Genomic DNA, 11,973 nt, shown 5'->3' on the forward strand with positions numbered 1-11,973 from the left:
CTTAATCTTGATATCCTCGCGGATGATTCTCGTGCCAGCCCCAAGCGGATTGAATGATTTTTTCCAATCGGTATTTCGGCTTCCAACCCAATTTTTGTTCGATTTTCCCGGATGTGGCCACGAGCCTGGCTGGATCACCTTCACGCCGCGCTGTGTATTCGATGACTGCTTTTCGCTGGGTGACCTTTTCACAGGTTTCGATGACTTCTTTCACCGAATAGCCTTGTCCATTTCCCAAGTTAAAAGTTTCATTTTTCAATTGATCCTTCAACAAAGCCTCGAGCGCCAAAATATGGGCATCAGCTAGATCCATAACGTGGATGTAGTCACGAATACAAGTCCCATCGTGCGTGTCGTAATCGGTGCCGAAAACCGAAATTTTTTCTCTTTGCCCTAAAAGATGCTGTAATATAAGGGGAATGAGGTGTGTTTCCGGTTGATGATCCTCGCCAATTTCACCTGAAAGATGGGCCCCTGCTGCATTGAAATAACGCAAGACAACATACTCCATTTGGTAGGCCCGGGAAAAATCGTGTAAGATCTTCTCGACCATCAATTTGGAATTACCATAGGGGTTAATCGGTTGGACGAGCTGGCCCTCGCCAATGATTTCCACGCTTGGAATTCCGTACACCGCTGCTGTGGAAGAGAAAATAAACTTTTTCACTCCATACATCATCATTGTAGACAACAAATTTAATGTTGCAGCTACATTATTTTGATAGTATTTTAAAGGATCTGTCATGGATTCCCCAACTAAACTATTTGCCGCGAAATGCATGACTGCCTGAATAGGATAGTTTCCGAACACTTTTTCCAAGTCGTTTTTGTCCCCTAAATCCCCTTTAACCAAAGTGGCCCGCGGATCCACCGCCTGTTGGTGCCCCGTTGACAAATTATCTAGGACCACAACCTCGTAGTGCTGATCCAACAACATTTTGACGGCATGACTGCCGATATATCCAGCTCCTCCAACAACTAAAATCATCTGTTTACTCCCCTATTGTTAAGTATGGAATCGTGATCTAGCCTTCAACCTTCATTTTTACATGTGCTAGTTCACGTTCGTTGCGATTCACTTTATCCAGAACGAAATCGATGTCCCTTTGCAGGACAGGTAGACGGTCATTAATCATCCTTACATCAGACTTCAAAATTTGAAGGTCTTCGGCATTTTTGGCTACTTGATTTTCGACACGTTCAATGCGCTTGTCCATTGAATCCAGTCGGTTTTCCAAAGAGTCCATCCGGATTTCCAATTGGGATACTCTGATTCCACCTCGGTTAAGCGGTCCTCTACTTTGGTTAATCTCCGGTTCGTTTCAACTACTTCTTCATAAATCTTGCAACAGTTCATTTGATTCCATAGAATTCACTCCTCAGTGGATATCCACAATATTATAGTACCACAAATGTAGATGATTCTATTGTTTTGATAGGGGCATCGCCTCCTCCCCAAAATGAAAGAACCCTCCCCCCACCACCGTCTAAGAAGGTAAGAATGAGTGAAAAGGCGGGATGTTCATGTTCAAAAAGTCTTTGGTAGTGGGGACTTTGCTTGGCAGTTTGGGGATGGCGGGGATCGGGTCGGCGGTAACGAATTGGACGTCGATTGACGTGAGGGTGGATCAAATCAACTTTAGCTATAATGGGGAGCAGCTCAATACGGGGATGAGGCCGTATGAGTTTGATAATGGGCGGGAGTATGTTCCTTTATCCTTCAATTATAAGGGAACGACTTATGTGCCACTTCGCTATGTGGGTCACGCGGTTGGAAAAGAAATCAAGTGGGATGCGGCAACAAATACCGTCCACATCCAGGATCGCGCGGACCAAGCAAAAGCCCTTGACTACACGGTGCTCGCCCATACGAACGCGCCGGTTGATGCGGTTCTTGAGGATTTGAAAAATATGCCGGAGCAGAATTTGCCGAAGGAAATTAAGGAATGGTTTTTTGCAAACCGGACCAAGGAAACGCAGCAGGTAAAAACAGCAAGTGGGAAAACCTACATCCTCCTCTCACGCGGAGAAAGTCCAAATCCGGGGCACGGGATTTCGCTAGAATCGGTGACTGAGGATGACAAAGAGATTGTCGTGTCTGCCCTTTTCACAGAGCCTGGTCCGGATGAGTTGGTTGCTCAAGTGATATCACATCCCGCTATGCTGATTCAATTGGATGGGGAAACGGATAAAAAGGTAAGGTTCGAGATCGCAACGCCTGATGAGACCCAAACGCCGCCGGTTGCCAAAGCACTAGGCACTCGATACGTCAGCAGTATAGGATACATCCTTGATTTCCCTGCGCACATCGCCAAGAAGCTTAAAGCAGTAACCGATAAGAATCGCACCGAGTTCCAGTATCTCTCTGAAAATCCGGAGTATCATAATCAAGCCTTGTTTTCCATTGTGGTCCTTGATGAAGCTGAGTGGGTGGATGGCACGACATTGAAGAAGATCACTGTTAAGAACGGAAAAGTTTTCGCCTATACGACCCCTTTGGATATGATTTTGGAAGGGGCGGAACGGAAAGAGTTTGAGGAGATGAGCAGGGTTGTACCGGAGATTATAAAGACTTTTACATTAAAATAATTTGCGGAGGGACGGAACTGGCTTCCGCCCCCCTCAAACAACCCGCTTTGCAAAAGGAATCTTGGTAATGAGATAACCACAAAAAAAGCAAATAGCTGCCCCAATAAAGCCAACCAACATAAATTTCAATAATGGCGGGATCAACACCCCGTGCAAAAGTAGGGTTAGCCCCACTACGATCGCAGGATGAATGATGAAGACGGTGTAGGCGGCATCCGCTAGCGCACCACCGAACGGGTGCGGCTGATTTACACTTTTTTCAAATTGGTATAAAAGCCACAGGATCATTCCAAAAGCAACAAAGGGTTCCCACATCGCGTATAGAAAGGATTGAAAATTCACCCCACCCTCAAACGACAAGTTCCCTTCTAATGCGCCCGTTAAAATGAACCCGAGCGGTAAAATGGGGATTGCAGTCAATGAAATCCACCACCACGTTTTCACCAGTTCTTTCTTTTCCAAAAAAGTATCTAGCCATTTTTGCCGGTAAGCCACGACTCCACTGATAAATAAGAAGATATAGGAAGGGAAATAGCCGAACTGAAGGCCTAAAACCCCTTCCCCAACTGGGGATACCAACCGTAAGAGAAAAGCCGAGATCCCTAATAGTATTGCGGTAACAATCAGGTTTCTTATAGTTGGCGCTTTAACGTCCAATTTCCATCCAGTCAAGAGTCGAATGAGAACATAAATAACAGCAAATAACAAAAGGGCTTCAACAAACCAGAGCGGCCCGATATGAATCGTATGAAAAGTGAGGACTTCAGTTTTGTAGTAGTTTAAGAGAGTCATCGAATCACGGGATTGGGCAACGTAACTGATAATGGGTCCTAGAATAAAAACATAGAACAGCAAAGGAATACCCAGTCGGATGAGGCGATCCATCAAGAACACCCTCGCCCCTTTTCGATCATAAGATCCCGGGGTAAAGTATCCGGAAAGGAAAAAGAAAAGTCCCATAAAAAACGATTGGTTGATCGCCGTGAAAAGGGTTAGAAGAATACCGGTGAAAGTTAGTTCGCTCTGATCTACATCGACATAAATCCAAGATCCGCCCGCTCCATAAGCGATTGCTGTATGATGCAAAATGACTAGCACCGTTAATAACACCCGCAAATAATCAAGATAATAAAGTCGTTTCCCCATGTGTTTCCCCCACTATAGAAATATCCTCCGCCTGATTATACCAAAGAAGGGGGTCAGACCTAAGTCGAAATTTGTTGAATGGATTAAAGCATCTGATCTTTAATAATTTTATTAAAGTTATTGATTCGACAAATTTCGATTGAGGTCTGACTCCCGGTCCAAACGGAGGAATTCCGCTTATTTAGAGAAAAAAGGGCAAAATAGGCGAAGAATCTCCGATTATCGCTGAAGAAATTGCGTAGAATACACTTTTCTCATGGTTAACCGGATAAACTCCGCCTATTTTCAGTCAACTGTCCATTCCAGCCCGAGTAACCGGAATTTCTCCGGTTATTTCCTCTTCAGCCGATCTAGGTAGGTCTATCTAGCTGTCATAGAAGTACTGCAGCGTACTCAACCACTTTACATATTCACTCGAACTTATATTTCCGTTTTGATAGCTTTCCTCTACAAAATCGAGTAACTCGCTAATATGCTTTGGCGGTGTCAACATGGTTAAGATATATCGCTTAAATATTTCATCCATTTTACACCTTGATCGGGCTAATCATTCGATCCGGATGGTTGGTGGCAATATGTAGCTGGGGATGCAGCTTCATGGTTTGCCTGATATGCTCCGGATCATCGATGGTCCAGGCAATCATGGTGATCCCGTCATCGATCATGTTGGTTACAAATTTCTCTGTCAAATAGGGATAAGCCATGGACAGGATCGTTGCCCCAGTGAGGCGAAGTTGTTCCCTGATCATCAATGGTTTTCCATAGATGATCAGCCCCTTGGGTATATCCGGATCGAGTTCGCCTACGATTTGGATGGCTTCATGGTTAAACGACGTGATGCAAACCTCGGAGCGCACCCCGCAGCGATCGATCAGATCGAGCACCTTTTGTTCCATTCCGTGATAAAGGTTTCCCCCTTTTTTTAATTCAATATTGAGTCGACAGCCTTTTCCCCGGATCAATTCCAATACTTCTTCTAAAGTTGGGATGCGCTCCCCTGCATAGGAGGGATGAAACCAACTTCCCGCATCAAGTTGGGCTAGTTCTTGCAACGTAAAGTCTGCAACCGCGCCACTTCCGTTCGTTGTTCTATCTAATGTGAAATCGTGGATCACAACCGGGATGCCATCCTTGGAAAGTTGGACATCTACTTCGATCGCTTGAATTCCCGGTTCACGAAGAGCCAATTGAATCGCCGGAATCGTGTTTTCGGGTGCTTTTCCAGACCAGCCGCGATGGGCCATGCAAAGATTCATATCATTTGCCTCCTCAACTATTTTTTTAGTAGTTTTTGCGCCTTTTCCGCTGCGGCACTCAATGCTTCATCTGGTGTAGCCTGTCCCAATACGTTACGCTGAATTTCTGTCATAATGACTTCCTGCAGTTCCTTATATCCAGGCACCATAGGACGAGGTTTCGCATACTGCAATTGGTCGAGGGCTACTCGGAAGTTAGGATCTGCCGCTTTCATTTCATCAGAGTCTACTGCTTCCTGGGTGACAGGCATATACCCTGTTTCCAAGGACCAAGGGATCGTTTGCTCTGTTTCTGTTATCCACTTCATAAATTTCCATGCTGCTTTCTTTTCTTCCTCAGAGGATTTGGCCAACATCACCAAGTTCGCTCCACCTGTTGGCACCCCATAATCTTTGTTTGCTGGTAGGAAAGCTGCTCCCACATTGAACTTTGCATTATCCTTTAATCCTTTAAGGTCTCCCGTGGAAGTGAAGATCATTCCTACTTGCTCATTAATAAAATCCTGTTTCGCCACATCCCAGGCATTGTATTTTTCTCCAGGAGGTGCTTTCATGATGCCTTCTTTGATCATTCCATTCCAGAATTCAAGCGGCGCTTTTCCTTCGGGGCTATTGATCGCCAGACTCTTTCCATCTTCACTTAAAATATTTCCGCCACTTTGGAAGACCAATGCTTCATAGAACCAAATATCAATCGGTGTGGAGAATCCATATGTCACGGTTTTTCCGCCCTCTTGCTTGGTTAATGCCTTTGAATACTGCTGTAATTCTTCCCAAGTTTTCGGTCCCTTCGGATCTAACCCAGCTTTCTCTAGCATTTCGCGATTCAAATATAAAAGGGGTGTCGAGCGATTAAAGGGAACGGCAACTAATTTGTCATTCCAATAGGAGTTCTTCATCAGTCCGGGAATATATTTCTCTTCGTCTCCCTGGGTGTAAGGGGCTAAATCCGCCAGCACCTTGGCATCAGCAAAAGCTGCAATGACACCAATTTCCACCATGGTGACGTCCGGCTGGTTTCCTGCCGCTACCGCTGCCAGTACTTTCGAATGATTTTCATAGTAGTCACCCTGATAGGCTGCCTTCACCTCGACCTCGTCCTGCGAATCATTAAACTTTTTCACGAGCCCTTCCAACACTTCTCCATTATGTCCGCCCAAGGCGTACCAAAAGTCAATTTCAACCGGTCCCTCTTGCTCGGCAGCTGGCTGCTTTCCTTCCGCAGCACTAGGAACCTCCTGATTGGAACATCCAGTAAAGATCGCCGTTACAGAAAGAGATAGAACAAGAAAATAAGACTTCCACTTTTTCATATACATAGCCTCCAAAATTATTTAGATTGATAGATAAAAGCGCGAATAATATGGCGTTGGGCAAAAAAGAAGATAATCAAAATGGGAAACACAAGGATCACATTTCCCGCCATGATCACATTCCAAATCTTGCCGCCCTCCGAAGCCTTCAACATCGCGATTCCCATCGGAAGAGTGCGCACGGCATCGCTGTTGGTCATAATCAGCGGCCAGAAATAGTCATTCCAATGGTAGATAAAGCTGAACAATCCAAACGTCACGAGTACCGGCTTGGCGATCGGTACCATGATCTTCCACATGATTTTCCATTCCGATGCCTGATCCAGCCGGGCCGCCTCGATCACTTCATCAGGCACCTGCATGAACGATTGGCGCAACAGGAAAATCCCGAACGCACTCGCTCCATAAGGCAGGATCAGCGACCATAATGTATTCACCAGCCCCCACCCGCTCATTTGCACATAGATCGGAAGAAAAATGACTTGCGGCGGGATCATCAGGGCAATCAGGGTGATCCCAAACAAAAGATTTCGTCCCGGAAACCGATAGCGGGCAAAGGCATAAGCCGCCGGCACCGCGGTGAGAAATTGCAGGATCAAGACACCCACCGCTACAATGAAGCTATTGAATACAAACCGAAGAAAAGGACCCGATTCCCAAGCTTTCATAAAGTTGCTGAAATCCCAGATCTCCGGAAGAAACGTTGGAGGAAAGCGAAACACCTCCGGCAACGTTTTGAAGGCTGTCAACATCATCCACAAGAAGGGGAAGACAAAAACCAAGGTGACGACAATCAGCAGAATCCTTTCTACGATTTTTAGAGGGTAAGCAGCCAGTCGATGCAATAGAGTCTCCTCCTTTCCTTAACGATAATGGACTTTTTTGGATAGGACCAAGAAGTGAAACAGTGTAAGCAAGGCAACAAGAAGTAGGAGCACAACAGAAGCTGCCGAGGCAATGCCCCCATTGTAGAAATCCATGCCTTGTTCATAGATATAGAAAACGAGCATATTGGTGCTGTTCACCGGTCCCCCTTGGGTCATGATGTTGATCGTGTCAAACACCTGAAACGACGAGATCGTATTGATGATTAAGAGAAAAAATAGAGTCGGAGAAAGCATCGGAATTGTTATTTTCCATAATGTTTTCCAAGCTGGTGAACGGTCTAAAGCGGCTGCTTCATAAAGGTACTTGGGAATGCTTTGCAGGCCGGCAATAAAGACTAAGGTGTTATACCCCACCACCTTCCATACACTGACCAGGATCAGGGATGCCAAAGCGCTTTTGGTGTCGGCAAGCCAGCTGTAAGGTGGCAGCCCGAACGATTCAAGGATTGCATTGAGCAAACCATATTGCGGGTCCATCAGCCACAGCCAAAGCATTGCAATCGATACGAGCGAAATGATGTGCGGAGTAAAGATCGCCGCCTGCACGATCCCGTAAATCTTCGCCCGGTGATTGAGCCATAAGGCCAGAAAAAAGGCGATCCCCATCCCCAGCGAGACAGTAAAGACGGTAAAAACAAATGTATTTGAAAGCACTTGATAAAAATCCGCATCGGTGAAAAGCGCGTGGAAATTTTCCAGCCCTACCCATTCCATTGCGCTCAGGTCGAGCAAGGACCAATCGTAAAAACTTAAGTAAACCATGTAGGCAATCGGATAGAAAAAGAACAGGGTGAAAAAAGCGAGTGCTGGTGCGACATAGAGATACGGGCGAGACTTTTCCAGCAGCTGTCCCGATTTTTGCGGAACGACCTGGGAACGGCTTTGATATCTTCGTAGTGCGATCTCTTTCCACATTTACACCGCTCCCCCCGCCAGCGGAAGGCTGTGAACATGCTGTCCCATCACTCTCATTCCTGTTTTTTCATCAAAGAAATAGAGATCCTTCGCCGCAACTGATAGCCTGACATCTTCATCTTCAGCTATAAGCTCCACATCATGATTGGCTTTTACGATGATCTGACCTTTTCGTGTATCTACATAATAGAGAACTTCCGCACCGAGGATCTCACGGGATCTAACTTTGCCGCGGAGAGAGATTCCCTTTTCTTCTGTAGAGGGTTGGATGGTGGCAGCTATCCTTCCTTTTTCCGGTCGAAAGCCGAGCAAGCACGACTCCTCTTCCTCCCACGAAAGAATATTCATCGCTGGCGATCCAATGAACTGGGCGACAAACAGATTGGTTGGATCCTGATAAAGCTCCACAGGTGAAGCCACTTGCTGGATTCTCCCCTCGTTCATCACGACGATTTGATCGCCCATCGTCATCGCTTCCACTTGATCGTGCGTCACATAGATGAAGGTGGAACCAAGCTGCTTGTGCAAGCTGGTCAACTCTACCCGCATTTGATTTCTCAATTTCGCATCCAAATTAGATAGCGGTTCATCCATCAAAAAAACCTGCGGTTTTTTCACCATCGCCCGCGCCAATGCAACCCTTTGCCTCTGGCCCCCGGATAACTCGGATGGCTTGCGATCTAAGTAACTGGTTAATCCCACTACCTCCGCGATTTCGTGGACGAGGCTTTTGCATTCTTGTCTAGGCAGCCCGCGATTTTGCAAGCCGAAGGCAATATTTTCGAAGACATTCATCGTCGGATATAAGGCGTAATTTTGAAAAACCATAGCCAAATCTCTTTTACCTGGAGGGACATCGTTCACTTTTCGATCCCCGATCCAGATTTCACCGTCTGTAACTTCCTCCAGCCCGGCAATCATCCGCAAAGTCGTTGACTTTCCACAGCCCGATGGACCAACAAGGACGGTGAAGGATCCATTCGGAATCGTTAAGTCAAGTCCCTTGACCACAGGCTGATCTTGGAAGGCTTTCACCACTTGTTTTAATAGCACGCGCGCCATTTTGCTCCCTCTCCTTTCATCTTAGTTTTATAGTTAGTAGGTCTTGGACAAATTGTTGAAAGTTTGGGTATCGGTTGTTGGGTGCGGAATTCCCCTGCCAATCCTCGGGTCCGTACCATTCGAGTGCTGTGAATGGCACCTTGGCTGCTCTGGCTGCGAGTAGGTCATATTTGCTGTCCCCGATCATCAGGCTTGATTCTGAGGTGACACCGATTTCCTTCATGGATTTTATAAGCATTTCCGGAGAAGGCTTCCCAACGGCTACATCATCTAAAGTAACAATCGTATTGAAAAAAGGTAGAATGCCTGCTGTTTGCAACCCTCTCATTGTAAATTCACGCTGTTTATTCGTAACAATCCCCAGTTGATAGCCTGCAGATTTTAAGGAGTACAACCCTTCTTTCACATAAGGAAAGAGCTGCACTTGCTCATCATGATGGGTATTGATATAGGTGAAATAGCTGTCGAGCATCTGTTGCTTGGTGATTTGTTTATCCCTCAGTGACTGCTCGATGATATCTAGAAGATCATCTATGGGTTCACCAAAGCGTTTCAAAAGATCTTTTCTCGTAAACAGTCCGGGGACGTATTTTTCCGTTAGGTAGTGCACCCCATCAATGATCACATCCCGGCTGTCCAGCAACGTACCGTCTAAATCAAACAGAAGACATCTCGTCATTTTCATAAGATCCTCCTCCCAGGCTTTGGCTTCTGTTCTCGATATCATCATAGCTTCTGTTTGTTAATAAAATATTGACCCTTTGTAAAGGATCATTTGGATCTATGTGAAGGATTGTAAAGGGGTGTAAAAATGGTAAAAGGTGTGAAGAATTCTCTAATAAAGGGTTTCAGATCTCAGCGAATGAGTGAATCAATCTGAATTCCCTCGTACATTTTATTGATTGGACAAATTCCGATTAGGTCTGACTCCCCATTCACTAACAAGCACATTTTCCAAAAATTTTGTGATAAAAGTTATATCAATCTTGCTCATCCTTTGTTATCCTAGGTCTATACAACTTTTGAGGTGAGACTATGCAAACGCAAACTACTTTAGAAAAAACATATTCAAGAACAAATCCATTCCAAGCCAAGGTTCTGAAAAATGTCAATCTAAACGGAGCCGGCTCCAGTAAGGAAACTAGGCATATCGAATTATCATTGAAAGAATCCGGTCTTACCTATAATCCAGGTGATGCCCTTGGGATTTTTCCTTCCAATGATCCAGAACTCGTCGCTGCCATCCTTGAAGAAATGAAGTGGGACGACGAAACATTAGTTGAAATTAATAAGCAAGGGGAAACCCTTTCTTTGAAAGACGCCCTTACGAACCACTTTGAAATTACTTTATTGTCAAAGAAGATTCTTCAAGGTGCCGCTGCATTTACGGAAAGTGGAGAGTTGCAGAAGCTATTATTGGTAGAAAACATGGCACAGTTAAAAGAATACACGAATGGACGCGACTTGCTTGATATGCTTCGCGACTTCGGTCCGTGGAAAGCTTCTGCTCAGGACATCGTGTCACTTTTAAGAAAAATGACCGCTCGTCTATACTCCATTGCCAGTAGCAATGCTGCACATCCAGATGAAGTGCATTTGACCATTGGTGCTGTGCGCTATACTGCGCATGATCGTTTGCGTAAAGGGGTATGTTCTGTGCAAGTGGCTGAGCGTACGCAAGAAGGGGACACGCTTCCTGTGTTTGTTCAACCAAATAAGCACTTCCATCTCCCAGAATCCGGGGAAACCGATATTATTATGGTTGGACCTGGAACAGGGATTGCCCCATTCCGTTCGTTTATCGAAGAGCGCGCTGTGCGTAAGACTTCCGGACGAGCTTGGTTGTTCTTTGGCGACCAGCATGCGGCAACTGACTACCTTTATCAAAGCGAGCTAGAACAATACCAGAAAGACGGCGTTTTGACCAAGGTTGATACCGCCTTCTCCCGCGATGGTGCAGAAAAAGTTTATGTTCAGCATCGAATGATGCAAAACAGCAAGGAATTGTTTGCGTGGCTGCAAAGCGGAGCCTACTTCTTCGTCTGCGGGGACAAGCAGTACATGGCAAAAGACGTTCACAACACGCTTATCGAGGTTATCGAAAAAGAAGGCGGGATGACTCGCGAATATGCCGAAGCCTATCTGAACGATATGCAGGAGCAAGGCCGTTATCAGCGCGACGTGTATTAATGGAGAGGAGTGACCCGGTGGGGGTCGCTCTTTTTTTGTGGGGGGAGATGATGACCAAAACCCACCCGCGATCTTGTGAAAATGGTCTTCATCGCGGCTATGATGACCATAACTCACTTCCGATCTTGTGAAAACGGTCTTCATCATGGCCATGATGACCATAACTCACTTGCGATCTTGTGAAAACGGTCATTATCGTGGCTATGATGACCAAAACTCATCTGCGATCTTGTGAAAATGGTCATTATCGTGGCTATGATGACCAAAACTCATCTACGATCTTGTGAAAACGGTCTTCATCGTGGCTATGATGACCAGAACCCACTCGCGATCTTGTGAAAATGGTCTTCATTGCGGTTATGATGACCATAACTCACTTCCGATCTTGTGAAAATGGTCTTCATCGTGGCTATGATGACCAAAACTCAGCTGCGATCTTGTGAAAATGGTCTTCATCCACCTAATAACCGGAGAATCTCCGCCTAACCGTCCCGCAACCCGATTTCCACCAAAAATAAGCGGAGTTTTCCGACTAAACTCGAGGAAATATGCATTCTACGCAACTTCCACCGAGATAACCGGAAATTCTCCGCTTATTTTGGTTATTTTCGCTTC

General features: G+C 45.7%; 12 protein-coding genes. 2 read left to right on the forward strand and 10 right to left on the reverse strand.

All coding sequences use genetic code 11. The features are described from left to right. Nucleotide 1: 1 nt before the first annotated feature. The gene (gene galE, locus J2Z37_RS10760; RefSeq protein ID WP_209810262.1) at nt 2-988 is read right to left on the reverse strand and encodes a UDP-glucose 4-epimerase GalE; all 987 of its coding nucleotides are present in this window, start codon (nt 986-988) and stop codon (nt 2-4) included. 37 nt (nt 989-1,025) lie between these two features. After that, entirely contained in the window at nt 1,026-1,217 is a 192-nt protein-coding gene (locus J2Z37_RS10765) for a hypothetical protein (RefSeq protein ID WP_209810263.1), read from the reverse strand. A 307-nt stretch (nt 1,218-1,524) separates the two neighbouring features. Here J2Z37_RS10765 and J2Z37_RS10770 point away from each other — a divergent pair, with 307 nt between their 5' ends. Next, complete coding sequence (locus tag J2Z37_RS10770; protein WP_209810264.1) at nt 1,525-2,589, forward strand: protease complex subunit PrcB family protein; 1,065 nt, start codon at nt 1,525-1,527, stop codon at nt 2,587-2,589. Nucleotides 2,590-2,622: 33 nt separating this feature from the next. On the opposite strand, the gene J2Z37_RS10775 is transcribed toward J2Z37_RS10770, so the two are convergent. From J2Z37_RS10775 to J2Z37_RS10810, 8 genes are all read right to left on the reverse strand, one after another. Then, entirely contained in the window at nt 2,623-3,735 is a 1,113-nt protein-coding gene (locus tag J2Z37_RS10775) for an acyltransferase family protein (RefSeq protein WP_209810265.1), read from the reverse strand. A gap of 364 nt (nt 3,736-4,099) precedes the next feature. Further along, entirely contained in the window at nt 4,100-4,261 is a 162-nt protein-coding gene (locus tag J2Z37_RS10780) for a hypothetical protein (RefSeq protein WP_209810266.1), read from the reverse strand. A 1-nt stretch (nt 4,262) separates the two neighbouring features. After that, nucleotides 4,263-4,991 (reverse strand): glycerophosphodiester phosphodiesterase, encoded by a 729-nt coding sequence (locus J2Z37_RS10785; protein WP_209810267.1) that lies wholly within the window; start codon nt 4,989-4,991, stop codon nt 4,263-4,265. Nucleotides 4,992-5,008: 17 nt separating this feature from the next. Next, a complete protein-coding gene (locus J2Z37_RS10790; RefSeq protein WP_209810268.1) occupies nt 5,009-6,304 on the reverse strand; it encodes an ABC transporter substrate-binding protein in 1,296 nt (431 codons plus the stop codon). A 17-nt stretch (nt 6,305-6,321) separates the two neighbouring features. Further along, nucleotides 6,322-7,149: a carbohydrate ABC transporter permease gene (locus tag J2Z37_RS10795; RefSeq protein ID WP_209810269.1), complete on the reverse strand. Its 828-nt coding sequence runs from the start codon at nt 7,147-7,149 to the stop codon at nt 6,322-6,324. An 18-nt stretch (nt 7,150-7,167) separates the two neighbouring features. Then, nucleotides 7,168-8,106: a carbohydrate ABC transporter permease gene (locus tag J2Z37_RS10800; RefSeq protein ID WP_209810270.1), complete on the reverse strand. Its 939-nt coding sequence runs from the start codon at nt 8,104-8,106 to the stop codon at nt 7,168-7,170. Continuing rightward, nucleotides 8,107-9,168, reverse strand: a complete 1,062-nt coding sequence (locus J2Z37_RS10805) for an ABC transporter ATP-binding protein (RefSeq protein WP_209810271.1) — start codon at nt 9,166-9,168, stop codon at nt 8,107-8,109. Nucleotides 9,169-9,184: 16 nt separating this feature from the next. Then, nucleotides 9,185-9,853 (reverse strand): HAD family hydrolase, encoded by a 669-nt coding sequence (locus J2Z37_RS10810; protein ID WP_245203725.1) that lies wholly within the window; start codon nt 9,851-9,853, stop codon nt 9,185-9,187. A 350-nt stretch (nt 9,854-10,203) separates the two neighbouring features. Here J2Z37_RS10810 and J2Z37_RS10815 point away from each other — a divergent pair, with 350 nt between their 5' ends. Next, the gene (locus J2Z37_RS10815) at nt 10,204-11,358 is read left to right on the forward strand and encodes a sulfite reductase subunit alpha (protein WP_209810272.1); all 1,155 of its coding nucleotides are present in this window, start codon (nt 10,204-10,206) and stop codon (nt 11,356-11,358) included. Nucleotides 11,359-11,973 lie beyond the last annotated feature (615 nt).

The organism is Ammoniphilus resinae, assembly GCF_017873965.1.
Lineage (GTDB): Bacteria > Bacillota > Bacilli > Aneurinibacillales > RAOX-1 > Ammoniphilus_A > Ammoniphilus_A resinae.